The following is a 25,978-nucleotide window of genomic DNA, read 5'->3' on the forward strand; positions in this document are numbered from 1 at the left end:
TGCAAGCCCAGGACAGTGTCAACTTGCCACCCGCCCCGTACACCCGTGGGGCAGAAAACAGGCCCGCGCTGGACTGTGTCACCCCTGTCACCCCCCCTGCGCACATCGGCTGCAACCCGATGGGAGAGCGGGCATGAACGAGGCGAATTTCATCGCCGCCTTGCGCGGGCTCGCCACGCATCCCGCCGCACGGGGTTTGAACGACGATTGCGCCGTGCTCGAACTCGGCAGTGAAACCCTGATCCTGACGCATGACGCCATGGCCGAAGGTGTGCATTTCCTGCCGGGGCAGGACCCGGCGGATGTGGCATGGAAACTGGTGGCCGCAAACATGTCCGATCTTGCCTCCAAAGGGGCGGAACCGCTGGGCATCCTGCTGGGCTACATGTTCGGCCGGGATGACCGGCGCTTTCTCGCCGGGCTGGAAGAGGCACTGGCCGCGTTCAAGGTGCCCTTGCTGGGCGGGGATACGATTTCCGGCGCGGCTTCAGGTCGGGGTTCCGATGGATGCGGGCAAGTACTCGGCCTCACCGCGATCGGGCGGGCGTCATACACCCCGGTTCCCGCGCGCAGCGGCGCCCGCGCCGGGGACGGCCTCTACCTCACCGGCCCGGTTGGCGGCGCGATGATGGGGTTTGAAACGCTCCTTGCAGGCGCTGATGGTGACAGCACGGCGTACCGCCGCCCCCATGCGCACTTGCAGGAAGGGCAAATGCTTGCTCCGCATGTCAGCGCGATGATGGATGTGTCCGATGGGTTGCTGCTCGACACATGGCGCATGGCGCAAGCGAGCCATGTCACCATCGCGATTGACAGCCATGCGGTTCCGATCGCGGCCCCCGAAGATCGCCGGGAGGACGCATTGCGCTGGGGCGATGATTACCAGTTGCTGTTTACTGCATCGGCGGAAACAGATTTGCCCGTTAACGTTTATCGTGTGGGGGAAGTACTTGCGCGTGATGCGGCGCCACTTGTGCTGGATGGCGCCCCGATCGCACAACCCGACGGGCTGGGCTATCAGCACAAAAGCCAGTAAAATACATGCATTTCAGCATGTTGAAGACCTATCCACCGATCTTGACTTAGGGGGTTGCACCGCGCCCAACCGGCCTTAAGACTATGCCCCTAATAATATTTTCGCACAAAGCGGAAAGTTTCCGAAAAGGAGGGGTAAGGCGTGGACTTAGTAGTCATCGCAATTGGCCTGGGACTGTTAGCCATCATTTATGGCTTCGTCACCAGTCGTCAGGTGCTGGGATCAAGCCCCGGCAATGAAAAAATGCAGGAAATCGCCGCCGCCATTCAGGAAGGGGCACAAGCCTATCTGAAGCGTCAATATACCGCCATCGCCGTTGTCGGCGTGGTCGTGGCCGTGATTATCGTGGCCACGCTGGGTGCGATTTCCGCCACCGGGTTTGTGATCGGTGCGATCCTGTCCGGTCTTGCCGGGTTCATCGGGATGAATATCTCGGTGCGTTCCAACGTGCGCACGGCCGCCGCCGCCCAGAACGGGCTGCAGCAGGGTCTGACGCTCGCCTTTCGCGCAGGCGCGATCACCGGGCTGCTCGTGGCCGGTCTCGCCCTGCTCGCCATTGCGGTGTTCTACTGGTACCTGACCGGTCCCGGCGGCTACACGGTAGGCGGCACAGACCGCACTGTGGTCGACGGTCTGGTCGCCCTCGCCTTCGGCGCATCGCTGATTTCTATCTTCGCCCGTCTCGGCGGCGGGATCTTCACCAAGGCCGCTGACGTCGGCGCCGATCTTGTCGGCAAAGTCGAAGCTGGTATTCCCGAAGACGATCCACGCAACCCTGCCGTAATCGCCGACAACGTGGGCGATAACGTGGGCGACTGTGCCGGCATGGCCGCCGACCTGTTCGAAACCTATGTGGTGACCGTTGGTGCCACCATGGTGCTGACGGCGCTGTTGCTGAAAGGCGCGGCCAGCCTGCTGCCCAACCTGATGGCGCTGCCGCTGCTGATCGGCGGTGCCTGCATCGTCACTTCGATCATCGGCACCTACTTTGTCCGTCTGGGCAAATCGAACAATGTCATGGGCGCGATGTACAAGGGCTTCCTTGTCTCGGCCATTCTGGCCATTCCGGCCATCTGGTTCGCCACCAGTTGCGCGCTGGGCGACATGAACGCGAACATTACCGGCACCGAATTCAACGGCCGGGCATTGTTCTATTGCTCGCTGCTCGGTCTGGTGATTACCGGGCTGATTATCTGGATCACCGAATATTATACCGGGACGAATTTCCGCCCGGTGCGTTCGATCGCCAAGGCCAGTGAAACCGGCCATGGCACCAACGTGATCCAGGGTCTGGCCGTCAGCCTGGAATCGACCGCCCTGCCGACGATCGTGATCGTCGCGGGGATCATCGGCTCGTTCCAGCTCGCCGGGCTGATCGGCATCGCCTATGCGGCCACCGCCATGCTGGCGCTGGCGGGTATGGTCGTTGCACTCGACGCCTATGGCCCGGTCACCGACAATGCCGGTGGCATTGCCGAAATGGCCGGTCTGGATGACAGCGTGCGCGAAAAAACCGACCTGCTCGATGCGGTCGGCAACACCACCAAGGCAGTCACCAAAGGCTATGCCATCGGTTCGGCCGGTCTTGCGGCGCTGGTGCTGTTCGCGGCCTACACCACGGACTTGCGGGAATTCTTCCCCGATCTGACCGTCGATTTCAGTCTGGAAAACCCCTACGTGATCGTGGGCCTGCTGTTGGGCGCGCTGCTGCCCTACCTGTTCGGCGCGATGGGCATGACCGCCGTTGGCCGTGCCGCCGGCGACGTGGTGATCGACGTGCGCGACCAGTTCCGGAACGATCCGGGGATCATGGCCGGAACGTCCAAGCCGAACTACGCCAAGACGGTCGATCTGGTGACGAAGGCTGCGATCAAGGAAATGATCGTTCCTTCGCTGCTGCCGGTGCTGGCCCCGATCGTGGTCTATTTCGTGATCACGGCGGTTGCCGGTTCGGAGAACGGTTTCGCCGCACTCGGCGCGCTGCTCCTCGGTGTGATTGTCGGCGGGCTGTTCGTGGCTCTGTCGATGACATCGGGCGGCGGTGCCTGGGACAATGCCAAGAAGTACATCGAAGACGGCAATCACGGCGGCAAGGGCTCCGAAGCCCACAAGGCCGCAGTGACCGGGGATACAGTCGGCGATCCTTACAAGGACACCGCCGGTCCGGCCGTCAATCCGATGATCAAGATCACCAATATTGTTGCACTATTGCTACTGGCGGTTCTCGCCGCACACTAGGTAACCTTTTAATTCTATAAGAGGAAAACCCCGTCCGGATAATCCGGGCGGGGTTTTTCGCGATCGCGCCTCGCTAAATTTTCAAGAATCCCGGGTGGATCGTTGACGACGAAGCGCGCGAAGCGCATGAGAAATTTATGGTGCTTGAAGAGACGCCCGAACGGCTTGTCGCGGATCTTGTCCTCCTTCTCGATATGGAGCCACGCGGCGCAAACCGGTTTGAAGGCCGCCGCCGCAAACTGGCCCCCGGTCGGCTGTTTGGGGGGCAGGTCATTGCGCAGGCTCTGGCCGCAGCAGAAACGACGGTGCCCGACAGCCGCGCCGCGCATTCGCTGCACGCCTACTTCCTGAGAACCGGGACCAGCGAACTGCCGATCAGCTACATGGTCACCAACGATTTTGACGGGCGGAGTTTCTCCAACCGGCGGGTTGTCGCCAGCCAGCAGGGTGAACCGATCCTCAATCTCACCGTTTCGTTCCACGCCGGTGAAGCCGGGCTGGAACACCAGCGTTATCCCATGCCCGATATCCCTCCACCGGAAGATCTGGAACCGCTGTCCCGGCAACTGGCGCGCTATCGCGAGGAAAACCCGCAGACCCGGACTATCCGGGTGGAACGGCCCTTGTCGTTCGATATCCGCACGGTAGAGAAACCATGCTGGGAAACCGGCCCCGGCGCGGACGCGATCACGCACACATGGTTCCGGGCCGTGGCCCCCCTGCCTGACGATCTGCGCGTGCATCGCGCAGTGCTGGCCTATGTCAGCGACATGCAACTGCTGATGACCGCGATGCGCCCGCATGGCCGTTCGATGTTCCGCGGCGATGTGCGCGGCGCCAGCATCGATCACGCCATCTGGTTTCACGCCCCGTTCCGCGCCGATGAATGGCTGCTCTACGTGACCGAAAGCCCCTGGGCGGGAAGCGGCCGGGGATTTGCCCGTGGCCAGATTTTCACGCGTGATGGCCAGCTTGTCGCCAGCACCGCACAGGAAGGGGTGATCCGCGCGATCGATCCGGCCTGATCCGGCCGGAGCCGATCACGCGCATTCCGCCCCTCACCCACATCTCAGCCCCCGGGGTGGTAGAAGTCATAGACCGTCTGTGCCACCGCCGCGCTCACCCCCGGCGCACGTTGCAGGTCTTCCAGCGAGGCGGCACGCACTTTGCCCGCCGTTCCGAAATGCAGCAGCAGCGCCCGCTTGCGGGCCGGCCCGATGCCGGGGATTTCATCCAGCGGTGACGCACTGATCGCACGGCTGCGTTTCTGGCGATGCGCCCCGATGACATAACGGTGCACCTCATCGCGCAGGCGCTGGAGATGGAACAACAGTTGAGAATTGACCGGCAAGGTCTTTTCCCGCCCGTCGGGGAAATGGAACACTTCGCGCCCTTCGCGCCCGTGATGCGGCCCTTTGGCGATAGCAATCAGCGGAACATCTTCGATGCCCAGTTCCTCCAGCGTATCGCGCACCACATTCATCTGCCCCTTGCCACCGTCGAGCAGCACGAGGTCAGGCCATACGCCGACCCCGTTGACTTCCCTGTCGCGATCCGGGTCTTCCTCCAGCGCGCGGGCAAAGCGCCGTTCCATAACCTCGCGCATCATGCCGTAATCATCATCGGTCTGCGCGGAACGGATATTGAACTTGCGATACTGGTTCTTGATGAAGCCTTCCGGCCCCGCCACGACCATGCCGCCCACCGCCTTGGCGCCCTGGATATGGCTGTTATCGTAAATCTCGATGCGCTGCGGCACATCGGGCAGTTCCAGAAACTCTGTCAGTTCACGCAGGATTTTCGATTGCGTGCCGCGCTCCGCCATGCGCCGGTCCAACGCCTCGACCGCGTTGCGGCTGGCCTGTTCCAGCAACTTGCGCCTTTCGCCGCGTTGCGGCACCGCAACTTCCACCTTGTGGCCCGCCAATTCGCGCAAAGCTTCGGCCAGCAGTTCACCATCGGGCAAATCCCGGTCGAGCAATATGACACGCGGCGGCGGCACTTCTTCATAGAACTGCGCCAGAACGCCCGACAGTACGGTGGCCTCTTCCACGCCCTCAGTATGCGTCGGGAAGAAGGCGCGATGCCCCCAGTTCTGCCCGCCACGAATAAAGAAAGCCTGAATGGCGACGTGGCCGCCCTTCACCGCCATCGCAAAGATATCGGCATCGCCCAGCCCCTGTGCGTTGATCGCCTGGCTGCCCTGAATGAAGGTCGCGGCGCGCAGCCGATCGCGCAGCATGGCCGCCTGTTCGAAATCGAGCGATTCCGCCGCCTGTTGCATCTGGCGCTGGATTTCCTGCTGCACCGCGCCAGATTTGCCACCAAGAAAATCCTTCGCCTGCCGCACGAGATCGGCGTAATCGTCCTTGCTGATCCGGTCCACGCAGGGGGCTGAACAGCGTTTAATCTGATAGAGCAGACAGGGCCGGTCCCGCCGCGAAAAGAAGCTGTCCGTGCAACTGCGCAGCAGAAACAGTTTCTGCAGCGCGTTGATCGTGGTGTTGACGCTCCCCGCGCTGGCGAATGGCCCGTAATAATCGCCTTTGGCCTTGCGCGCGCCGCGATGCTTCATGATCCGGGGAAAATCATGGTCCGCGCCCAGAAGGATGAAGGGGAAGCTTTTGTCATCGCGCAGCAGGACGTTGTAAGGTGGGCGGAAACGCTTGATCAGTTGCGCTTCCAGCAGCAGCGCCTCGGCTTCGCTGTTGGTCGTGACGATTTCCATGCTGCGCGTCTGCGAAACCATGCGTTGCAGGCGCAGTGGCAAACGATCGACCTGCGTGTAATTCGCTACCCGGTTTCTGAGCGCGCGGGCCTTGCCGACATAGAGCACATCGCCCCGTGTGTCGCACATGCGATAAACACCGGGCTTGGGCTTCAACGTGGCCAGCGTATCGCGGATCGCCGCCACGCCCGCTTCCAAATCGGGGCGCGACGAGCGCATCGTATCGGTGGCGCGATCTTCGTTGAAACGCTCCGCGCCCTGCGGATGCGGCGGGGTTCCGGAAGGCGTTTTAGCCACGGCAAACCTCCTGCGTCACACCACACAAGTTGACACAGGTGACACAGTCCAGAACGCAAACACTCCCCCGTCCGGGCTGAACGGAAAATGGGCGTAAAATTCGGGCATCGGAAAGGATCGGAGGGTGAAGCATTCACCCCCTATGCCAAATCCGGCGACAGTAGGAAAACCGGATTCGAACCCGACCCTTTTTCAATGCCCTACGCTGCGCGAGATCAGAACATCTTGCGGAAATCGATCCCGAAGTAGCGCCCCTTGGGATCGCGATAATCGGCCTGATAGCTGAGCGGAATCTCGCCATTCGCATCGGTTACGCGCTGCCGGGAATCGAACAGGTTATCGACCACGAAGGAAAGCCGTGCACCTTTGAAGAACGGCGATGCCGCGACCAGCTTCTCCTGCTGACCAAGATCCACGAACATGCGCAAATTCATCACGAACGTACTGCCAAAACGCAGGTCCGAACTGCCGGACATGCCGCTGCCCTTCACGTTGACCGGTGCGGTATAGGAGCCTTTCAGGCGCAAGCCGAAGCCGCGATAGGCGCCGCCACCTTCCATTTCGATGGCGTGACGGGCCACCCCGCCGTCAGTCAGCGCGTCGCCATCGAGCAGATCGAGCTTCGGCCCGCCCGCAGCAATGGTCACCGTCTCGTCGAAACGCACCGTGTGATAGATCGCCAGGTTCCAGCGCCCACGGCCATTGCCGCCGCCGCGGCCCATGCCGGGGATGCCCATCATCGGGCCACCACCGCCACCGCCGCCGCCTGCGCCAGCGCCGCCACCGGGACCGCCGGGGCCGCCCGCACCGGAAGGCGCTCCGCCTTCACCGCCGCGCGCGCCATCGCGTCCGCCGCCGCCTGCTGGTGCGGCACCATCCCTTGGCGGCCCACCGGAACCAGCACCGGCATTGTCGCGCCAGCCACCGCCAGCACCCCGACCGGCACCTTCACCCCGGCCCCCGCCCTGTCCGCCATCACGGCCGGAACTGGCGCGGGCCTTGCCGAATTCACCCGACAGATTGAAGCCGTAACGGATCCGGCTGCTTTCCATCTTGTCATAAGTTACCGGCCGCCGGTCGATCCCGATCAACCTGCCGGAATTGTCACGCATCACCCGATCCGGGAACGCCGCTTCGATTGCCGGGGTCAGCACCGGGAACGACGATGTCACATCGCTCGACCGGTTGCGGAAATATTCGACGATAAAGCTCGAACGGGACAGGATCGGCAACTGCCAGTTGGCCGACAGTTTGATATCGCGCTGCTTTTCCTTGCGCAGATCGGGATTGCCCCCGGTGGTCACCGTCACCAGCGCCGTTTCACCACGGGTGAAATCATAGACGGGGACGTTCAGCGATTGCACCAGTGGATTACCAAGATCGGTCAGACCCGGCGCGGCATCTTCCGCGATATAACTCGCCTGGAACGTCAACCGTTCGGTCGGTGACCAGGTCAGCCCCGCGTTCCAGTTGGTCAATGTACCAAAATCCGACAATTCATTGATACCGGCGCTGAGATTGAGCGTCAGATCGCCAATCGCGTCGAGCACCCCTTCACGGCGGCTGGTGATCGGCACACCGATATTGACACCGGTGCTGAAATCCTTGCGATTCAGCTTGGTCTGTTCGTTCACCCGGCTGTCGCGGCTGTTGATCCCGGTATAGTCGAACCCTGCCGAAACGGTCAGGCTCAGTTCCCCCGCAGGCAGAGTCAGCGGGCTGCCCGCCAGTGTCAGTTTGCTGGCCAATCCATCGCTGAGCACGCGCGCCGTATCATGTCCCGCATCGGGCAGTTGCGGCAGAACGCCGTTGATATCCAGCAGACCGGCTGCCGCAGCGGAAACCAGCCCGCTCGTATCCGCACGCCGATCAATCAGAGTCGTCGTTTCAGCATGGTTGCCATCCAGCGTGGCACTGAATTGCCAACCGCCCAGCGGCTTGTTCAGCGTCGCGCCGACTTCGAACGTGTCTGTGCTCGATGTCCGGGCAAGCGGATCGGGCAGGCTGCGCAAGGCGGTATCAAGGCCATTGGACAGCGTCACCATGTTGAGGCCCGACAGCGAACGGGAATCCGAACGCGTGTAGGCACCATTGATGCTCAGGCTGCCTGCCGTGACCCCTTCGCCAAGCCCGGTGGTCCATGTTCCTTCTGCGGACAGTTCGCGGCTGTCGGCCACCAGCGAACGGTAATCGGCCGGATTGCGATCGCTGCTGACAGTCGGGATATTGCTGGCAGGCTGGATCACATGGCGTTCCGCCTCGGTCAGCATGGAACTGTCGGTCGCCTTCACCGTCAGGTTCAGGCGGCGCGGGCCATCGATGGTCAGCATCGATCCCTGCAATTCGGTATCCGCATAGCCCCCACGCGAGGGCGCGTTCAATTCGATGTCGATCGTCTTGCTGGTGAAGTTCGGTTTCAGAATGAAATTCACCACCCGCTGGTTTGCGGGATAGCCATAACGCAGCGCGACTTCTTCCGGCAGGACTTCGACCTTGCGCACGGCTTCCGGCGGATAGTTGCGCATTTCGCGGAAACTCGACACGCGTTGCCCGTTCACGAGAATGACCGGGCGGCCTTCCCCGCGCCCGCGCCCCGAGGACACTTGCGGCGAGAGGGAATCCAGCAATTCGGAAAGCGAACTGGCCCCGTAGGATGCGATATCGGCTTCATCCAGTTCCAGCAGCGGCGGCTGCGGCACGTTCACTTCACCCGGATAGCGATCGGCAATGACAACGATTTCATCGGTATCGTCGATCTCGGCCCCGGTGTCGGCACCCGTCGTTTGCGCGAAAGCGGTAGAAACCGGGATCAACGCGAGCAGTGGCAAGGCGAAGTAACGCAAGAGACAATCCTTAATCCATACCCGTATCCGGGTGAATAACCGTGACCTTCCCCTGCCCTGGGCTCGCAAATAGTCTGGCACTCCCGCCGCGTGCAACCCGGTTCCGTGTATCAAAATGTCGCACCCTGTAGCAGGCCGTAACAGGCCCTTGCCGCTTTCCTTTGCTTTTTGCTGGTTCCGCCGCTATGCGCGCCGCCTGACTGACAACGTTACGGAATAAGAACACACATGGCCAAAGAAGAACTCCTCGAAATGCGCGGCAAGGTAGTGGAACTGCTGCCCAACGCGATGTTCCGGGTCGAGCTCGAAAACGGTCATGAAATTCTCGGCCATACCGCAGGCAAAATGCGCAAGAACCGTATTCGCGTTCTGGTGGGTGACGAAGTGCTGGTCGAACTGACTCCCTACGATCTGACCAAGGGCCGCATCACCTATCGCTTTATGCCCGGCCGGGGTGGCCCGGGCCCCCAATAAGGCGGGTTGCGCCTGATGGGCGCGCCACAACTCATTCTCGCATCGGCCAGCCCCCGGCGCCGCGAACTTATCGCGCGACTGGGCATCGAACCTGTACGCACGGGTGGGGCCGATATCGACGAAACCCCGCACAAGGCCGAACTGCCGCGCCTCTATGCCCAACGCATGGCCCGCGAAAAGGCGGAAGCCGCCGCTGACAGCAACGCATTCGTTCTGGCGGGCGATACGGTTGTCGCCTGTGGCCGCCGTATCCTGCCCAAGGCAGACGATGAAGCAACCGCCCGGCAATGCCTGACACTGCTTTCCGGCCGCCGCCACCGGGTCTTGTCCGCCATTGCCCTGCGCGCGCCCGATGGCACCCTGCGCGAACGGTTGAGCGAAACGCAGGTCCGCTTCAAACGTCTCTCTCCCGAAGAACGCGAAGCCTACCTCGCCACTGGCGAATGGCATGGCAAGGCGGGCGGTTATGCCATTCAGGGCTATGCCGAAGGGCTGATCGCATGGATCGAGGGCAGCCATTCCGGCGTGGTCGGGCTGCCGCTTTTTGAAACGCGGGCGCTGCTGAAAGCAGCCGGGTTCTCTCTTGGCTGAATGGCTGGTCGAGGACGGGATCGGCGAACAACGCGCGATCCGCATCGACCGGGACGCCATTACCGCTGCACGCCTGCATTGGCCCGGACGGCTGACTGCGGGGCAGATTGAGGATGCCCGGCTGATCGCCCGGAGCGCAGGCAGCAAACGTGGCACCGCACGCTTCGCCAGTGGCGAGGAGGCGCTGGTCGATCGCCTGCCAAAGGATGCCAGCGAAGGCGGCGCGATCCGGCTCGAGATCACGCGCGCGGCCATTGGCGAATCGGGGCGAATCAAACTTGCCCAGGCACGCCCCACGACCTCTCCCCTCCGCCCTGCCCCCGATCTTGTCGCGATGCTGGAAGCGGAAGGCCACACCGCGCGGCGCGTACATCGATTCCCGATTGCCGGGTGGGAAGACCTTGCCGCTGAAGCCTTCACGGGCACGGTCACCTTCGACGGCGGCGCGCTCGATCTGTCGCCCACACCAGCCATGACCCTGATCGACGTGGATGGCACGCTGCCCCTGCGCGCATTGGCGCTGGCCGCTGTGCCAGCCATCGCCGGGGCCCTGTTCCGGCTCGACCTGCATGGATCGGTCGGCATCGATTTCCCCACACTGCACGAAAAGGCGGACCGGCGCGCTATCGATGACGCGCTGGCGCAGGAATTGGCCGATTGGCCGCACGAACGCACTGCAATGAACGGCTTCGGCTTTATCCAGATCGTATCGCGACTGGAACGCCCCTCGCTGCTGCAGCTCGCCACGCGCAACCGCCCCGCGGCCGCCGCACGGCTTGTGCTGAGGCAGGGCGAAGGCGTGCGCGAACCGGGTGCGATTCTGCTTACCTGCCATCCAGCGGTGAAGGCACACCTGCATGATTCGTGGCTGACTGAACTGGCCCGGCGCACCGGCCGCGAAATTCGCGTGGCCAGCGATCCCGCACTTGCGCTCGAAGCCGGCTTCGCGCAGGCCATACCCCTATGACCGACCGCGCCAAACCCCGGACCTGCCCGATCTGCAGGAAGCCTCGTGTGGAACAATTCACGCCGTTTTGCTCCGCCCGGTGCCGGGATCGCGACCTCGCCCAGTGGTTCAATGACGGCTATGCCCTGCCCGGTCCTCCGACCTCTCCGGAAGAACTCGACAAGGAAGCATAATTACCCCTTGCCAAGCTCGTCGCGCCACGCCATAGGCGCGCCTCCAACAGCTCGCAGGTTCTTTTCCGAACCACGCCGTAGCAATGCCCAAGTAGCTCAGTTGGTAGAGCATGCGACTGAAAATCGCAGTGTCGGTGGTTCGATTCCGCCCTTGGGCACCATTTTCCCTTATAAGTTATTGATATAACTGCATTTATTTCGGTTGGACAAATTCCCGGGATGAAATGCGGACAAATTTTGACACTTTTAAGTGATCTTGGCTATCTGCCGCATGGCAGGATTTGGCGAGCAGTTCGACCAGGCTAAAAGTCCGCTTTGTTGGGGTAAGCGGACTGTCTGGTTTTGACAAAGGCTTTGCGCTTAGCGGCCATTCCCCGCCGCAGTTGCAAGCCGATCGAGCCAAGCCTGAGCCTGTTTGGGCTCCCCGACGGCTTCAGGTCCAACTGGGCCGCGAGCTGCAAGAAACTGCTGATGCAGGTCGAAACAGGGCATGGCGAGACGATCCCTTGCGCTATCGATAGCTTGAGCAATTTCATTCAGGTGCTCAATCACGGGGGCGATGGCTGAACGTGACCACCTATCTCCATTATGATCGAATAGTCCCCATTTGCCCGCTGCCGTTACCCTCAACGCGTCGATGAATGCAGCAGTATATTCCGCCTCAAGATCGGAGCGACGATCATCTAGTCGTGCAAGGCGATCAGCTTTTGCCATGGGCCAACTTTATTCGCGCGTGCCTGTGACTGCAACCGGCCAGCGCGGACTAACCTCCGAATGACAGGAATGTCGGGGAAGCGGACATTCGATAAATCAATCTTTCCACATCTTCAGGCGTGCCATGATTTCGTCTGGAATACGATCGGCAAGGTTCAATACGACGATGGAACTCGGCATTGATTCTCAATGTCCCGCAGATTTGACAGGCTACGCGAGCGGCCATGAGCCGCCCACGAGGCAAATACAGATCGGTCAATGACCAACGGGAACGATCACGTTTAAAGCTCCCAGCCAGCACGCAATTGAAAGCAGCCAGGCGATCATGCCTGGGACGACAAAAGCGCCCAGCACCTGCTTTGTGTTGTGAATGCGGGCCCCAAGCAGGGCGTGCAGAAAAAGACCGGCACCCAAGGGAACGCCGATGAAACGAGCCACGCCTGTCATCCCCAAGGAGGCACCGCCTATCCAGATAGATGCTGGAAGATGCGCGCACATCCGAGCCGTCCAGGTGGTCTGATGCCCAGCCCCGTTGATCGAGGCCATGTCGACCATCGCATCACTCATGAGCCAGATGTATCCGGCGAACTTTATCTCTGCACTACCAGGTAAAAGAGCCACCACCGGCACCAGTGCCAGATGATAAACAAGGCCCATGCAATCACCAAAAAACAGGCTTTTATGCTTGGATGCAAACATTGCGATCCATCCGCACATCGAAAGCAGGGGCAGATATTTTATATAGTCAGTGAACATTGGACGTACCTCATCTGCGCGCTCAGCACGCGATTGACAGAGGCGCTCAACCGACACGACGATGCAAATAGCCGAAAAGGCACAACAACGACGGGCGGGCTGACACGCTCGCTACCGTCGAGGTCCGCGGCCCAACTAGGGCTGGAAGAACCGTCCAAAGGAACAGTGACCGGGGCTCACCACATACCGGTCTGCCATTTTCGACACGATAAATATATGGCCTGGCCGCTTTTATGTAAAGGATCGCACGAACGACATCGCCTGCCTACACGGCGGACGGTGATGAGGCTGGTAAAACGTCCGCTAAGTCGGCGTTCTGAGCACGCCCCTTTATGGCGGAAATGTTGGGGTTAGCGGACAATAATTGGCGGGCCAATCGGACCTGCCTCATCGTTGTCCAACTCAACGGATACCCTATTAAATCCAGCATTCTTTGCCGCCCGACGTGCAGAAACGACGCACCGGTCAGGAGCATCATCCGCATGGGAAATTATGATCGACTGCTTTGCCTGAATTTGCGCCAAGTGCATTCGAAACTCATTGGCGTCCATTCCGTTATCGCCAGTCCAAAAAATACAGCGTCCGTCTTCCATAGTCACCGACGCGCGAATGGGCTGCACCTCCATGCTTTGGCTACCTATCGCACTAGCCGTCAGGGACAGGGTCAAAGCCAAGAGAGTCGTGACGTTCATGGGATGATGATGCATGAGGGGTGTTATGCCCGCAATGCTGTGGTTCCCATAAAGCTCGTTTCGGCGGATATGTTGGGGACAGCGGACATAATCAGCGGGGTACACCCAAGCTGATTTAAACCCGCCGTGGGCGGAGCTTACGCAAAAGGCGTCGCGCTAGGTCTCGCTGGTATTCACTGATGTAGACCGAACTTTCGGCAATCGCGAGGCAGCGGAGTGCTGCCTGCACGTCGCGCCTGACTCCGCGTCCCCGAAAGTAACACTTCGCCATTTCCAATTGAGAGCTTCCATCATCGGTTTTCGCAACCCGCTGCCACCATCGGAACATGGACCGCCATTCTTTTCGTTCACGATATAGTATGGCGATATTCGAGCCCGCCGCGACGCTATGCTCCTTACGCCAAGCACGCTGGTAGAGCCGCATTGCCGTAGATTTGTCCGCTTCGACGCCAGTTCCAGTGTCGAAAAGGTAAGCGAGGCGTGCGAGACAAGCTCCGTCGCCAAGAGCAGCGCCGCGTTCAAAGGCTGCTCGAGCGTGTGCGAAGTTGCCAGCCTCTTCAGCGGCGTCTCCGATTCGGAATAGGGCTATGGTGTCTACCATGGACTGAAAGTGCCACTCGCTTCCCGAAATGCCAACGTCCGCTAAGTTGGCGTGTCCGGAAAGTCCGGTACTTTCGATAAAATGGCAATTGCTGCCATCAAGATCATTCATTTCTTGCGCATTTTGAACGCTAATGGCGCCCCCCAAAGGTTGGACAACACCACCTTGAAAACCGCGGGATTACGTGGGGCTCTACGAGAGGTTGGACAACCCCAACACATTGTAAAATAAAGGTTACATTGTAACGCCCTTGGGCACCACTCCTCTTTCGTTAGTGACAGATGGTGCATCGCGTGTTCCCGTTGGATATTTCCGCGGGACAGACGGTGGACAATGCCCGACATTTTTGCGCGATTGCGCGAACCTGCCACGCGTGCCGATCCGGTTGTCTTTTGAACCCGATCAAGGGTCGACTTTGTCTGGGAAGCAGCCATCTCCCGCTTGAGCACCGCCCTGCTCGCAGGGACCGATCAAAAATCGAATCTGGCCCCCAGTGAAAATACGAAAGCATGGGCATTTTCGAGCGCTCCGTTGACCAGAATGGGGGTCTGCGCCGGGGTCCCTGCATAAGCCGCTGTAATCCGGTCAATCGGGGCATCCTTGAATGTGATGTAAGATGCCGCCGCGTCCAGCGTAACCGCCTTGCTGATCAGATAGCTGGTCCCCATGGAGAAGTTCCAGCGATTGCTGTCAGGCACGCGCGCATCGCGTGCGCCGTTCTGCGTTGGCGTCTGGGCATGCTGGATTCCCGCACGGATTGTCCACACGGGGCTCACCGCGTAGTCGACGCCGCCGGAATAGGACCAACTGTTCCGGTAATTTTCAGGGATCGCCACATTGAACGGCGCGCCCAGATCAATGGCATCGAACTTGCTCCAGCCATAGCGCACCACCTGCGCGTTGAGCGTCAGTTGCGGAGCAACCTTGTACCGCACGCTTCCTGTCAATTGCGAGGGCGTGCGAAACCGCGCCTTTGTGTCGAAAACCCCATTCTGCGGCGCCAGCGGCCCCAGCAACCCTTCATTGGTCAATGTGCCGGACAGAGTGTGTTTGATGCCTGACTTGTAGCTCAACCCCAGAGATACCGGCCCCCGATGATACTGGGCGCCGACGGACCAGCCGATATCCCAGCCCTTGCCTTTGAGTCTCTGGTGTCCATCCGGAAGCGAGGCTGCAAGATTGGGCAGGTAGTTGCCCAGCGATGCGCTCACATGTTCGATATTGAGAGCACCGCCCACGCTGAATTCAGGGGTCACCGCGAAGGCCACCGAAGGCTGAATATCGAACGTGCGCAATTTCGTCTTGTCGGCGGTGTAGCGGGTCCAGCTGTCCGATGCGTAATTCGTGCTGAACGCGTAAGGGGCACTGATCGCCAGACCGAAAGCCAGACGCCCGGTGCCGTAAGCGATCGCCCCCGACCAGTGCTGGCGCAGGAACAACCGCAGGACGAACGATAACCGTGCCTTTGTCGACCACTTTGCCCCGCGGCAGAATGGCGCTGGCATGCACGGCAACCTGCCCACCCTGTATATTCGCAATCGCAGCCGGATTCCACCACAGCGAATCCACCCCCTGATCGGCAGCCTCGCCTGAAAACGCCCGCCCCTGAGCGCGGACAGACTGTTCCTGCAAATAAAATGCCTGAGCATGCGCTGCGCCGTTCATGGCAACGCTCGCAACCAACGCGCTTCCTACCAGCGCCACATGAATACGAAGCCCGTTCATACCCAATTCTCCCAAAATTCCCGCACATTATTCCCGCGATCCGCGCAAGCACATGATTCACAAGTTCATTTTCTTCCAAGAAACGCATGAGAGCTGGAAAAGTGTCAGGCGCGATCCGCTGACTGTGTCGAAGCGAACCGACCTGCTTCCGCATGACTCTTTTCGGGACTCTTCCTGTGGTCTCCAGCACCTAAGCGACGGTGCGTGTCGCTCCGTGGGTGATCGCTGCTGTCTCCGCGAGCTATCGGGTGGAGTGGTCCCGGTCTGGTCTTTTGCGCCCCTATGATATAGGGCGCCCGCCATGCGCCGCGCGATCCAGATATTGCTTGTTATCGCCGTGCTGTGGTGTGGGCTCCACCTGCCTCCCGCAGAGACCGGTGACGTGGCGTCGTCGGCCATCGCAGGCGCGGCGCACGCGCACGCAGTACCGGACGGTGCCGATGATTCTGCGCAGCCGCATGGCGGGCATGGCTGCCACAGCCATTGCCCGCTCGCCGCCAATCTCAATTCGGGTCCGAGCTCCGGCATCCACGCGCCGATCGGCGCCCCGCACTTTGCGTCGCGCATTGCCACGCTGACCTCGGCCGCCCAGGCACCACCGGTAGAGCCCCCTGCCGCCTGAGAACTGATCGCTCGCAGGGCCATGCGCCTGCACGCCAATCATATCTCGGGAGTTCCCAAATTGACCTATACATTCCGTTGCGCCCTTTTGGTGGGTGCCGCATCCCTCGTGCCTGCCATTGCCTACGCCGAAGAACCGTCCACCCGGTCCGAGCGTGTCGAAAGCGAGGACGAAATCATCGTTCAGGCGACCCGTTCAGGCCGACGCGTTCAGGATGAGCCCGTTCGTGTCGAGGTGATCGAGCGCGAAGAGATCGAGGAAAAAATCCTGATGCGGCCCGGCAATGTCGCCAAGATTCTGAGCGAAACCGGCGGCCTGCGCGTGCAGGTCACGTCCCCCGCACTGGGATCGGCCAATATCCGCGTCCAGGGCATGGAAGGCCGTTACACGCAGCTTCTGGCGGACGGCCTGCCGCTTTACGGAGGGCAGGCCTCGTCGCTTGGCCTGCTGCAGATTCCGCCCACCGATCTGGGGCAGGTGGAAGTGATCAAAGGCGCGGCCTCCGCGCTCTATGGCCCTTCCGCGCTGGGCGGGGTGATCAACCTGGTGTCCCGCCGACCCGCCACCACACCCGAAGCGGAAGCCCTGATCAATCTGACATCGCGCAACGGCCAGGACGCCACGGCCTATGCCGCAACCGATCTGGGCGGCGGCTGGGGTGGCTCGATCACGGGTGGCTATCACCGCCAGACCCGGCAGGATCTGGACCACGATGGCTGGATCGACATGCCGGGATACGAACGCTGGACGGTTCGCCCACGCCTGTTCTTTGAAGGCACCGGTGGCGCGAAAGTTTTTCTGACAGCCGGCGCAATGACCGAGGATCGCCTTGGCGGGACACTTAAAGGGCGCACCACGCCCGATGGCACGCCCTTTCCCCAGGCGCAGGATACCCGCCGGTTCGATGCCGGGCTGGTGGCCGAGGCACCGGTGAGCGAAATCTGGACCGCGCATCTGCGCGCATCGGGCATGACTCAGAAACACCGGCACCTGTTCGGCGATGTGGCGGAGAACGACCGGCATTCGACGATCTTCACAGAAGCATCCCTGTCGGGAAAAGCTGGGGGCACGTCCTGGATCGGCGGCGTGGCCTTTCAGCGGGATTCCTTCCGTTCCCGGACTTTCCCCGCCTTCAACTATGCCTACACCGTGCCGGGCATCTTTGGGCAGGTGGAGCACGACCTTGCCACCGATCTGACCCTGTCGGGAAGTGCGCGCATGGATTTCCACAACCGGTTCGGCACGCAGTTCAGCCCGCGTGTTTCGCTGCTTTACAAGCCGGGTCTATGGACCATTCGCGTCTCTGGCGGGAGAGGCTTTTATGCCCCCACCCCGTTTGTGGAAGAGATCGAGGCTGCGGGACTGTCCCGTCTGGAGCCGCTGGGCGATCTGAAGGCGGAAACAGCCACGACGGCATCGTTCGACATTGGTTATAAACGCGGGCCTGTGGAAGCGAACCTGACGCTGTTCGGTTCCGATATGCGCAATGCCGTGGAACTCGTGCCGACAGGACCTGCACCGCAAACAACCGGCGTGCGCCTGATCAACGCATCGGGTACCGCAAGGATGCGCGGTGCCGAGCTTATCCTGCGTTATCGGCTGGACGACTTCACGGTGACCGGAAGTTATGTCTACGTCGATGCGAAAGAGCGGGACCCCGATGGCCCCGGACGCCGGACGGTGCCGCTCACGCCCCGACACACGGCGGGTCTGGTCGCGATGTGGGAGAAACACGACAAAGGCCGTCTGGGGCTTGAGGTCTATTATACCGGCAAACAGTCGCTCGATGACAACCCCTACAGAACCCGTTCCCGCCCCTATTTCGAGGTTGGCATGATGGGCGAAGTGGCGATCGGGAAAGTGCGGCTGTTTCTCAATGCCGAAAACATCTTCGGCAAGCGGCAGACCCGCTACGATCGCCTGATCCGGCCATCGCGGGGGCCGGACGGGCGCTGGACCGTGGATGCCTGGGGGCCGTTGGAAGGCTTCGTCCTAAATGGGGGGATACGCGTCCGTTTTGGCGGCGCATCGTAACGCCAACCCGCCAGTGTGAATGGCCGTGCTCCGGGATGCGGAAGCATCGGGAGGCACGGCCATTCCAACCCCAGCCGCAATAAATCACGCACCCATGGGTAAATCCCACGGCGCGTGGCCCGATTCATCAACCATGCCGAACAGTTCCACGCGGTTGCCGTCGGGGTCCAGAATGAAAGCGAAACGCGAATTCGATGCCGATTGCGCACCGATCGTATGTTCCAGCACTTCCACGCCTGCGGCCCGCAGCCGGTCCAGTTCAGCGTCCCAGTCCTGCACTTTCACAGATAGATGGGTGTAGCCAAGCCGGTTGAAATCACCCTTGCCGCCGCCCGATGCCCGCGGATTGGCAATGGCGATCAATTCGATCCGCTGCCCGTCCAGCTCAACAAACGTCAGGCTCATCGAAAGATTGCGGAGTTCGAGCAACCGCTCAACCGTTTCCGCACCATCGACTTGAAAGGACTGAATTTTCTGAAATCCCAAGATGTCACAGTAAAAATGCAGCGATTTCTCAAGATCGCTCACGCACAGCCCCATGTGCGACACGCCGGTAATGGCCATGATCAAACCCTCTCAATCGTGATGAAGTAAACGCGCGGGACAGGGCCCTGCCCCCCGGATCGCGTGGGATCAGAATATCTCGCGCCCTTCGCCGAAGACCAGCGTAGCGGGCGTGGAATCGATACGCCCCCTCCAGCCGCGCATACCCAGTGCATCGCGCGCTTCAGCCGGTGTCATATGCAGAACGCCTTCGAACTTCTGCGAAAACAGCATGTCGGATTTCTGCCCGACTTCATAACCGTGGGTGATGTGATGCCACAGCACCGGCCATGCCTCGCCATAATGCAGCATACAGCGGGTCATCCACGGGAACATGATCAACGTATTGGTCGACATCAACTTGCTCGCCAGTTCCGGGCTGACGTGCTGGAAGACATTGCCTGTCATCACGCCCGTCACGAAATATTCGGCGACTGTGCTGAAGCCCACTTCCCCCAGAATATGGAAAAAGTCGTGAGTCTGGCTCATCCGCAGATCCCAGTATTCCATCGAATGCGCGGGCTTCCACCCGGAATCCGCCATGACCTTGTCATGCAGGTCAGGCGAAAGGTCATGCTCGATCATATAGGCGTAGAGTTCATGGCCCACTGTCCCTGCGGCATATTGCGCCAGATCATCGCGCCTGAAGGCAGAGAGATACCCTTCTTCCATAAACCGGTCGAAGGCGGGATTGCGTTTGCGCTCGTCTGCGAACAACTGCTCAAGATATTCGTGATCGCGGCAATCATCGATCGCGTTGAGCAGCGGCGGCAACCCATACAACAGGGGATAATCCGGGCCATTACGCCGCAGGTTTTCCGTGGCGATCCATTCGCGCATCCGCGCATCGTTGAGCCACGGTGAAGAGCTGATCGGAATGCTGCTTTCCGTTTTCAGGATGCGGCGTCCGTTGAGATAAAAGACAGCGTTACCCGATGTCAGTTCGCCATCCGCGCCGTTTTCCGGCGGCGCGATCTTTGCTTCTGCGTTCATAATGTCCAGACTCCTTTCATGGCGGCACATCGGAAGGTCGCGCGGCGCGTCGCCCCCTCCTCATCCCATTCCGCACCCTCTCCACCCAAACCGAATGCGCATGATCGATGCACACGATTTTACGGAAGGGGCTTCTCGCCAATAACCATACTATCAGTCTAGTTATAAGTCCAGAGAGACCGCGTCCCCTGCACCGATCCCGATCAGGCCCACACGGCAAGGCACCGCCAAGACCTCTGCCCGGTTACAAGGAGACGTTGTCGCGCAGAAACTGCTGCAATTCGCGTGCAGCGAGTTGCAGACTGTGGGCGACCTCGCGCTTGTCCGTGATTTCGCCAGCGGCAATTTCACCGCAAAGCGTGGCTATACGTACGAACATCAGACGCCCGCGCGCGCGCTGCATGATCGTCTCGTCATCATCCTTCGCGGGATCGAGATGCGCGATGCCGCCGTCCGACAAAATGGTAAGATGGGCTGCGCCATCGGCGCGCAAACGCTGGCGGAACCCTTCCTCGAACAGCTGCAATTGGGCCAGCAAGGGCACGACCGCGCGATGATCTTCGTACAGCGCGATATAGCGTTGCAACCAGGCGCCGATCGCTTCGATATCCTGTTGGGCGAGCGGCGGCAGCAGGGCCACCAGCGCCTCCACCTCCGGGGCAATTTCATCGTAGATCGCTGTCGCCAAAGCCGACTTGGACTCGAAATAATCGTACAGTGTCGCTCGGCTTACCCCCGCCTCGAGAATGATTTCGTCGATCGTGGCGTGGATATAGGGTGTGCGGGAAAAGACCCGGCGCGCCGCTTCCAGTATTCGGGCCCGCGTAATTCCGCGGCGGCGCACCTGCACGCGTTTGCGCACTTCGCCGGTTTGCCCTTGCTGTTCGGCTGGAACCGGAACGGTCGATGTCTTCATGTAATCCTTCCCACGCACCAGCGCGCCCTGTTTGGTCCGGAATATACGAAGCGCTTATCCAGAGGAAGCGTCGCAGACCACACCTGCACCCGCCGCGACATCGATGTCTTAAATATGGTGGATGTTCGCTCCTGCGCGACACCCCGTACGTCAGGTGACATCGCATCATTTCAACGCCTTGAAACACATCCCCCTATTCAATCCTTGTCGCTTGCGGCAGAACCCCCACATCGTCACGATGCGCAGGAACAGGAGAACGCTGCCATGCCATTTCGCCATATGGTGCTTGCCGCCACATCCGCCCTTTCAATCGCGAGCATACCTGCCATGACTTACGCCGCCGAAAAGACGCCGACCAAGGCTACTGCCGCTAAGGCAAAGCCTTCTGCAGGGCCCTTTGCAAACACGTCCACCCTGCCGTTTCAGGCCCCCGATTTCACGAAAATCAAGGACGCCGATTACCTGCCTGCGATCGAGGCCGGGATTGCGGCGCAGCAGGCGGAAATCACCGCGATCGCAAACAATCCCGATGCGCCCACGTTCGACAACACGCTCGCCGCGATGGAGCGGAGCGGACAGGTTCTGACCCGCGCCTCCGCCGCGTTTTTTGCCGTGGTTGGCGCCAACACCAATGATGCGCTGGATGCGGTGGAAACGGCCGTCTCGCCCAAGCTCGCCGCCCACGCGGACGAAATCTATCTCAACGCCAAACTGTTTGCGCGGGTGAAGGCGCTCTACGATGCGCGCGCCACTCTCTCGTTGACGGGGGAACAGGCACGCCTGCTCGAAACCACCTACGAACGTTTCGTCAATGCCGGGGCGCAGTTGAACGATGCCGACAAAGTGAAGCTGAAAGGGCTTAACGAACAGCTTTCCACGCTTGGCACCGAATTTTCGCAGAAGCTTACCCAGGCGACCAAGGATGGCGCGCTGGTGGTCAACACGCGCGAGGAACTGGCCGGGTTGAGCGATGCCGAAATCGACGCGGCAGCGAAGGAAGCCAAGGACCGGGGGCAGACGGGCAAGTACGTTCTCGCGCTGGTCAACACCACGCAGCAACCCCTGCTCGCCAGCCTGACCAACCGCGAAACCCGGCGCAAGCTCTACGAAGCCAGCGTTACCCGCACCTCACACGGGGATGCCAACGACACCCGCAAGATCATCGCCCGTCTGGCGGAACTGCGCGCGGACAAGGCGGCCTTGCTGGGCTATCCCGATTTCGCCACGTCAGTCATGTATGATCGCATGGTCAAAACCCCGGCTGAAGCGCTGGATTTTATGGCAAAACTGGTTACCCCGCTGGCATCCAAACAAGTGGTCGAAGCGGGCGAACTGGATACTGCGATCACGCAAGGCGGCGGCGATTTCACCGTGCGCCCGTGGGACTGGGATTTCTATGCGGAGAAAGTCCGCAAGGCGAAATACGATCTCGATCAGAATGAGGTGAAGCCCTATTTCCAGGTTGACCGGGTACTACAGGATGGCGTGTTCCATGCCGCCAACCTAATGTACGGGCTGACTTTTGAAAAGCGTAACGACATCCCGGTCTATCACCCGGATGTCACCGTTTACACCGTGCGTGACCGTGATGGATCGGATCTCGCGCTGTTCTATTTCGATCCTTATGCCCGGCCCAACAAGCAGGGCGGCGCATGGATGGGCAATTTTGTCGAACAGTCGCGGTTGATGGGCACGAAGCCTGTCATCTACAACGTGCTGAACATACCCAAGGCCGGCGCAGGCGAACCGCAACTGGTCAGCTGGGACGACGTGATCACCATGTTCCACGAATTCGGCCATGGCCTGCATGGGCTGTTTGCCGATCAGGACTATCCGTCGCTGTCGGGTACCAACACCGCGCGCGATTTCGTGGAGTTCCCGAGCCAGTTCAACGAGAACTTCGCGACGCAGCCTTCGATCCTTGCCAATTATGCCAAGCATTACCAGACCGGCGCGACCATCCCCGCAGCCCTGATGGACAAGATCACGAAATCGCGGAACTTCAATCAGGGTTATGCGCTGGGTGAAGTGGTCGCCGCGGCCCTGCTCGACATGCGCTGGCATGCGCTGAAGGCCGGACAAAAGGTCCCCGATGCCGACGCTTTCGAGAAGCAGGCGCTCGATAGTCTGGCACTGCGCACCGATCTGGTGCCGCCGCGGTATTACAGCGCGTTTTTCCGTCACATCTGGGATCATGGCTATGCCGCGGGATACTATTCCTACCTCTGGACCGAGATGATCGCGCACGATGCCTTCAGCTATCTGATGGACCATGGCGGCGGATTGACCCGCGCCGCCGGCGACAACTTCCGCGCCAAGATTCTCAGCCGTGGCAACAGTATGGATTACGCCGAAATGTACCGGGCCTATGCCGGACGCGATCCGCAGATCGAAGCCATGGTCGAAGCGCGCGGCCTCGACGACGGGAAGTAGATCCGGCTGCGCAGAAAAACCATCCTTCCGGGGCCTCCGCTCCGGAAGGATGGGCACCGCTCAGGCGCGGGTCGATAGCGCCCAGTGCCCGGGTTCGCCCAGCCAGCGGGCCTCCACGCCCCACACGCGCGCAATGACGCTTTCCGACAGGGCTTCCTGCGGCGGGCCATCCGCCGCCACTTTGCCCCCTTCAAGCACCAGGACGCGATCCGCGCAGTTTCGTGCCAGCGCAAGGTCGTGCAGCACCAGCACAACGCCTGCGCCATCACGCGCCGCTTCGCGCAGTCGGGCCAGCAAAGCCAACTGATGCGCCAGATCGAGAGCGGCCAGCGGTTCATCGGCGAGAATCCAGTCCGGCTCGCCTGCCAGCACCCGCGCCAGCAAGGCTCTGGCCCGTTCACCGCCCGACAATCGGGATACCGGGCGTGATGCCATGGCATCGAGATCGAGCGCCGCCATCGCCCAGGCAATCGCAGCCTGCCCCCCGCCCGCGGCATCGCCGTGCGGCAAACGGCCAAGCGCAACGAGATTGCCGACCGAAACATCCCAGGCAATGTCCCCGCTTTGCGGCAGATACCCGATCGCACGCGCACGCGCGGGCGCTGCGACATGTTTCAACGCGCAGCCATCGAACAGAACATCCCCGCAATCGGGCCGAATCAGGCCTGCAAAAACGGATAGCAGCGTGGACTTGCCAGCCCCGTTCGGGCCGCAAATCGCGGTCACGTGGCCGCGTTCGAGCGCGGCGGACACACCGTGCAAGGCAGGCTGGCTTCCCAGCGTTACCGCCACATCGCGAACCGCCAGCATCAGGCCATCCCCCGGCGCATGCGCAAAAGCAGCGCAAGAAAGAATGGCGCGCCCAACAGGCTAAGCGTAATACCCAGACGCAATTCCGTGACCAGCGGCAGCACCCGGCACAGACTGTCCGCAACCAGCACCAGCAAAGCCCCGGCCAAGGCGCTGGGCAATAACAGCGACGATGGCCTGCGATCAGTGAATGGGCGCACCAGATGCGGCACAATCAGGCCGACGAAGCCGATCACCCCTGCCACGGCGACGCCGGAACCGACGGTCAGCCCAACGCCAGCGATCAGCCATCCGCGCAAACGCGCGGGCTGCATACCCAGCGAGCGCGCGGCTGCCTCGCCCAGCGTTAGCGCGTCGAGCCCTTGCGCGGCCATGGCGAAGCAGGCGATCCCGGCCAGTGTCAAAGGGCCCGCCAGCCATACGTCGTTCCAGCTACGATCGGTCAGCGCCCCCATCAGCCAGGTGACGATTTCCGAAACAGCGAAAGCATTGGGGGCAAAGCTGATCAACAGCGACGTCAGCGCGCCGGTCAGGCTCGCCAGCATCATCCCCGCCAGTGTAAACAATGCGATGCCGCCCGTGCGGCCCGCAATCAGCGCCAGCAGCGCCATGGCGCCCGCCGCCCCGGCGAGGGCGAAGAGCGGCAGAACCCACACAGTCGCCACGCCAAGAAACAGCGCGAGAACAGCGCCGAACGCCGCACCCGGCGCGATCCCGAACAGCCCGGGATCGGCCAGAGGATTGCGCAGATACCCCTGCATCGCCGCGCCTGCAGTGCCCAGCCCCGCCCCGATAATCACCGCAAGTATCCCGCGTGGTAGGCGCAACTCCGTCAGGATCACCACGGCATTTCCTGCGTGCCACGGATCGAGCCACACCCTTCCGGCAAGCAGCGAAAGCGGCAGCGCGAAGGCCAGCATGATCGCCAGAACGACGGTTGCCCGGTTCATCATGAACGGAACCCCCGGCGAATGTCGGCCAGCCGCTGCACCGCCCGCACAATGGTTGGCCCACCACAATAGAGCATGGAGGGATCAAACCGTTCGCGGCGGGTATGCACCAGCGCCTGCAAGGCGGGATGCGCCAGCATCCGGTCCTCTCCATCGCCGGGCGTGCCAGCCGTAAGGATCAGTGTGGGGGGATCGTGCAACACGGCTTCCAGCGGCAGATAATCCGCCTGTCGCAAGCCGCGCCGTGACGAAAGACTGTCAAAACCAGTGCGCTGCAAGAGATCGTTCACCAAGGTATTATCCCCCGGTACGATACCGCCCGATTGCCACAGGATGGTGGTAACGGGTCGTTCACCCGGCGGCGGCGCGGCTTGCGCCACGGCTGTTGCGATCTTTGCCGCCAGATCGCGGCCACGCGCGGCATTGCCGGTCACAAGCCCGATTTGACGGATTTGATCGAGGCTTTCCGGCACATTGTGGGCGATATCAAAACCGACCACCCTGATGCCGAACTGCTCCAGCGCTGCCTTCGTATTATAAGGCAGGAACGCCCCGGCGATGACGATGTCGGGCTTCAGGGCCAGGATTTCCTCCACTGTGCCGCCCGTGCTGCGAAAACGCCGCGCCGCGGCCACTGGCATGGAACTCGACCGGGGATCGTGGCTGTAATGCGAAATGGCAAGGATCTGGGCAGGGTCCGCGATTTCTCCCAATACCGCGTCGGTACAAGGATTGACCGAAACGATCGTCGGCCGATGCACGCTATCGCCCGGCACATCGGCAAGCGGGGTGCATCCGGCCAGAGCAAAACTTGCCAGCGCGAGATGCACCCCTGTTTTCAC

The 25,978-nt window shown here is 61.2% G+C and carries 22 protein-coding genes, 1 tRNA gene and 1 pseudogene; 11 read left to right on the plus strand and 13 right to left on the minus strand.

The window, feature by feature from the left end:
- The first annotated feature begins 133 nt into the window (after window positions 1-133).
- From thiL to EGO55_RS00840, 3 genes are all read left to right on the plus strand, one after another.
- Complete coding sequence (gene thiL, locus EGO55_RS00830) at window positions 134-1,036, plus strand: thiamine-phosphate kinase (protein ID WP_021689086.1); 903 nt, start codon at window positions 134-136, stop codon at window positions 1,034-1,036.
- 141 nt (window positions 1,037-1,177) lie between these two features.
- Complete coding sequence (locus tag EGO55_RS00835; protein WP_021689087.1) at window positions 1,178-3,274, plus strand: sodium-translocating pyrophosphatase; 2,097 nt, start codon at window positions 1,178-1,180, stop codon at window positions 3,272-3,274.
- Window positions 3,275-3,411: 137 nt separating this feature from the next.
- Window positions 3,412-4,299, plus strand: a complete 888-nt coding sequence (locus EGO55_RS00840; protein ID WP_021689088.1) for an acyl-CoA thioesterase — start codon at window positions 3,412-3,414, stop codon at window positions 4,297-4,299.
- Window positions 4,300-4,343: 44 nt separating this feature from the next.
- Here the strand turns inward: EGO55_RS00840 and uvrC are convergent, their stop codons facing one another.
- Both uvrC and EGO55_RS00850 read right to left on the minus strand, forming a co-directional pair.
- Window positions 4,344-6,299 carry an excinuclease ABC subunit UvrC gene (gene uvrC, locus EGO55_RS00845; protein ID WP_021689089.1) on the minus strand — a complete coding sequence of 652 codons (1,956 nt, stop codon included), beginning with the start codon at window positions 6,297-6,299 and terminating at the stop codon, window positions 4,344-4,346.
- 215 nt (window positions 6,300-6,514) lie between these two features.
- Window positions 6,515-9,142: a TonB-dependent receptor gene (locus tag EGO55_RS00850; RefSeq protein ID WP_021689090.1), complete on the minus strand. Its 2,628-nt coding sequence runs from the start codon at window positions 9,140-9,142 to the stop codon at window positions 6,515-6,517.
- Between the two features lie 228 nt (window positions 9,143-9,370).
- Here EGO55_RS00850 and infA point away from each other — a divergent pair, with 228 nt between their 5' ends.
- From infA to EGO55_RS00875, 5 genes are all read left to right on the plus strand, one after another.
- Window positions 9,371-9,616 (plus strand): translation initiation factor IF-1, encoded by a 246-nt coding sequence (gene infA / locus EGO55_RS00855; protein ID WP_021689091.1) that lies wholly within the window; start codon window positions 9,371-9,373, stop codon window positions 9,614-9,616.
- Window positions 9,617-9,631: 15 nt separating this feature from the next.
- The gene (locus EGO55_RS00860; RefSeq protein WP_021689092.1) at window positions 9,632-10,207 is read left to right on the plus strand and encodes a Maf family protein; all 576 of its coding nucleotides are present in this window, start codon (window positions 9,632-9,634) and stop codon (window positions 10,205-10,207) included.
- A complete protein-coding gene (locus tag EGO55_RS00865; RefSeq protein WP_021689093.1) occupies window positions 10,200-11,174 on the plus strand; it encodes a hypothetical protein in 975 nt (324 codons plus the stop codon). The genes EGO55_RS00860 and EGO55_RS00865 overlap by 8 nt, the downstream gene beginning before the upstream one ends.
- A complete protein-coding gene (locus EGO55_RS00870; protein ID WP_084619890.1) occupies window positions 11,171-11,347 on the plus strand; it encodes a DNA gyrase inhibitor YacG in 177 nt (58 codons plus the stop codon). Before EGO55_RS00865 ends, EGO55_RS00870 begins: the two co-directional genes overlap by 4 nt.
- A gap of 85 nt (window positions 11,348-11,432) precedes the next feature.
- Window positions 11,433-11,508, plus strand: a tRNA-Phe gene (locus EGO55_RS00875).
- 199 nt (window positions 11,509-11,707) lie between these two features.
- On the opposite strand, the gene EGO55_RS00880 is transcribed toward EGO55_RS00875, so the two are convergent.
- From EGO55_RS00880 to EGO55_RS00900, 5 genes and pseudogenes are all read right to left on the minus strand, one after another.
- A complete protein-coding gene (locus EGO55_RS00880) occupies window positions 11,708-12,061 on the minus strand; it encodes a hypothetical protein (protein ID WP_084619892.1) in 354 nt (117 codons plus the stop codon).
- Window positions 12,062-12,316: 255 nt separating this feature from the next.
- Window positions 12,317-12,817 carry a hypothetical protein gene (locus EGO55_RS00885; RefSeq protein ID WP_021689095.1) on the minus strand — a complete coding sequence of 167 codons (501 nt, stop codon included), beginning with the start codon at window positions 12,815-12,817 and terminating at the stop codon, window positions 12,317-12,319.
- 350 nt (window positions 12,818-13,167) lie between these two features.
- Window positions 13,168-13,509, minus strand: a complete 342-nt coding sequence (locus tag EGO55_RS00890; protein ID WP_021689096.1) for a hypothetical protein — start codon at window positions 13,507-13,509, stop codon at window positions 13,168-13,170.
- Between the two features lie 115 nt (window positions 13,510-13,624).
- On the minus strand, window positions 13,625-14,221 hold the full coding sequence (locus EGO55_RS21670; RefSeq protein WP_040715013.1) for a tetratricopeptide repeat protein: 597 nt from the start codon (window positions 14,219-14,221) through the stop codon (window positions 13,625-13,627).
- Window positions 14,222-14,580: 359 nt separating this feature from the next.
- Window positions 14,581-15,835, minus strand: a pseudogene (locus EGO55_RS00900) (OmpP1/FadL family transporter).
- A gap of 301 nt (window positions 15,836-16,136) precedes the next feature.
- Between EGO55_RS00900 and EGO55_RS00905 the strand changes: the two are divergent.
- Window positions 16,137-16,457, plus strand: a complete 321-nt coding sequence (locus EGO55_RS00905; protein WP_021689098.1) for a hypothetical protein — start codon at window positions 16,137-16,139, stop codon at window positions 16,455-16,457.
- Window positions 16,458-16,517: 60 nt separating this feature from the next.
- Window positions 16,518-18,491: a TonB-dependent receptor plug domain-containing protein gene (locus EGO55_RS00910; RefSeq protein WP_040715068.1), complete on the plus strand. Its 1,974-nt coding sequence runs from the start codon at window positions 16,518-16,520 to the stop codon at window positions 18,489-18,491.
- Window positions 18,492-18,575: 84 nt separating this feature from the next.
- Here the strand turns inward: EGO55_RS00910 and EGO55_RS00915 are convergent, their stop codons facing one another.
- The 3 genes from EGO55_RS00915 to EGO55_RS00925 form a co-directional block, all read right to left on the minus strand.
- Window positions 18,576-19,055 carry a VOC family protein gene (locus tag EGO55_RS00915; protein WP_021689100.1) on the minus strand — a complete coding sequence of 160 codons (480 nt, stop codon included), beginning with the start codon at window positions 19,053-19,055 and terminating at the stop codon, window positions 18,576-18,578.
- A gap of 69 nt (window positions 19,056-19,124) precedes the next feature.
- Window positions 19,125-20,027, minus strand: coding sequence for a Coq4 family protein (locus EGO55_RS00920; RefSeq protein ID WP_021689101.1), 903 nt, complete (start codon window positions 20,025-20,027; stop codon window positions 19,125-19,127).
- A gap of 244 nt (window positions 20,028-20,271) precedes the next feature.
- Complete coding sequence (locus EGO55_RS00925) at window positions 20,272-20,943, minus strand: TetR/AcrR family transcriptional regulator (RefSeq protein WP_052023611.1); 672 nt, start codon at window positions 20,941-20,943, stop codon at window positions 20,272-20,274.
- A 327-nt stretch (window positions 20,944-21,270) separates the two neighbouring features.
- On the opposite strand from EGO55_RS00925, the gene EGO55_RS00930 reads away from it, so the two are divergent.
- Entirely contained in the window at window positions 21,271-23,376 is a 2,106-nt protein-coding gene (locus tag EGO55_RS00930) for a M3 family metallopeptidase (protein WP_210766616.1), read from the plus strand.
- A 60-nt stretch (window positions 23,377-23,436) separates the two neighbouring features.
- On the opposite strand, the gene EGO55_RS00935 is transcribed toward EGO55_RS00930, so the two are convergent.
- From EGO55_RS00935 to EGO55_RS00945, 3 genes are read right to left on the minus strand one after another with little or no spacing between them, the layout of a single operon-like run.
- Window positions 23,437-24,186 carry an ABC transporter ATP-binding protein gene (locus tag EGO55_RS00935; protein WP_021689104.1) on the minus strand — a complete coding sequence of 250 codons (750 nt, stop codon included), beginning with the start codon at window positions 24,184-24,186 and terminating at the stop codon, window positions 23,437-23,439.
- Window positions 24,186-25,136, minus strand: coding sequence for a FecCD family ABC transporter permease (locus EGO55_RS00940; RefSeq protein WP_040715014.1), 951 nt, complete (start codon window positions 25,134-25,136; stop codon window positions 24,186-24,188). Before EGO55_RS00940 ends, EGO55_RS00935 begins: the two co-directional genes overlap by 1 nt.
- A complete protein-coding gene (locus EGO55_RS00945) occupies window positions 25,136-25,978 on the minus strand; it encodes an ABC transporter substrate-binding protein (protein WP_021689106.1) in 843 nt (280 codons plus the stop codon). The genes EGO55_RS00940 and EGO55_RS00945 overlap by 1 nt, the downstream gene beginning before the upstream one ends.

The sequence above is a fragment of the Caenibius tardaugens NBRC 16725 genome, assembly GCF_003860345.1.
GTDB lineage: Bacteria > Pseudomonadota > Alphaproteobacteria > Sphingomonadales > Sphingomonadaceae > Caenibius > Caenibius tardaugens.

What these genes read in the sequence shown, in the direction of transcription:
- thiL (WP_021689086.1), top strand. Translation starts at nt 134, where the DNA reads ATGAACGAGGCGAATTTCATCGCCGCCTTGCGCGGGCTCGCCACGCAT.
- EGO55_RS00840 (WP_021689088.1), top strand. Translation starts at nt 3,412, where the DNA reads ATGGTGCTTGAAGAGACGCCCGAACGGCTTGTCGCGGATCTTGTCCTC.
- infA (WP_021689091.1), top strand. Translation starts at nt 9,371, where the DNA reads ATGGCCAAAGAAGAACTCCTCGAAATGCGCGGCAAGGTAGTGGAACTG.
- EGO55_RS00860 (WP_021689092.1), top strand. Translation starts at nt 9,632, where the DNA reads ATGGGCGCGCCACAACTCATTCTCGCATCGGCCAGCCCCCGGCGCCGC.
- EGO55_RS00870 (WP_084619890.1), top strand. Translation starts at nt 11,171, where the DNA reads ATGACCGACCGCGCCAAACCCCGGACCTGCCCGATCTGCAGGAAGCCT.
- EGO55_RS00880 (WP_084619892.1), bottom strand. Translation starts at nt 12,061, where the DNA reads ATGGCAAAAGCTGATCGCCTTGCACGACTAGATGATCGTCGCTCCGAT.
- EGO55_RS00885 (WP_021689095.1), bottom strand. Translation starts at nt 12,817, where the DNA reads ATGTTCACTGACTATATAAAATATCTGCCCCTGCTTTCGATGTGCGGA.
- EGO55_RS00890 (WP_021689096.1), bottom strand. Translation starts at nt 13,509, where the DNA reads ATGAACGTCACGACTCTCTTGGCTTTGACCCTGTCCCTGACGGCTAGT.
- EGO55_RS21670 (WP_040715013.1), bottom strand. Translation starts at nt 14,221, where the DNA reads ATGAATGATCTTGATGGCAGCAATTGCCATTTTATCGAAAGTACCGGA.
- EGO55_RS00905 (WP_021689098.1), top strand. Translation starts at nt 16,137, where the DNA reads ATGCGCCGCGCGATCCAGATATTGCTTGTTATCGCCGTGCTGTGGTGT.
- EGO55_RS00915 (WP_021689100.1), bottom strand. Translation starts at nt 19,055, where the DNA reads ATGGCCATTACCGGCGTGTCGCACATGGGGCTGTGCGTGAGCGATCTT.
- EGO55_RS00920 (WP_021689101.1), bottom strand. Translation starts at nt 20,027, where the DNA reads ATGAACGCAGAAGCAAAGATCGCGCCGCCGGAAAACGGCGCGGATGGC.
- EGO55_RS00925 (WP_052023611.1), bottom strand. Translation starts at nt 20,943, where the DNA reads ATGAAGACATCGACCGTTCCGGTTCCAGCCGAACAGCAAGGGCAAACC.
- EGO55_RS00930 (WP_210766616.1), top strand. Translation starts at nt 21,271, where the DNA reads ATGACTTACGCCGCCGAAAAGACGCCGACCAAGGCTACTGCCGCTAAG.
- EGO55_RS00935 (WP_021689104.1), bottom strand. Translation starts at nt 24,186, where the DNA reads ATGCTGGCGGTTCGCGATGTGGCGGTAACGCTGGGAAGCCAGCCTGCC.
- EGO55_RS00940 (WP_040715014.1), bottom strand. Translation starts at nt 25,136, where the DNA reads ATGAACCGGGCAACCGTCGTTCTGGCGATCATGCTGGCCTTCGCGCTG.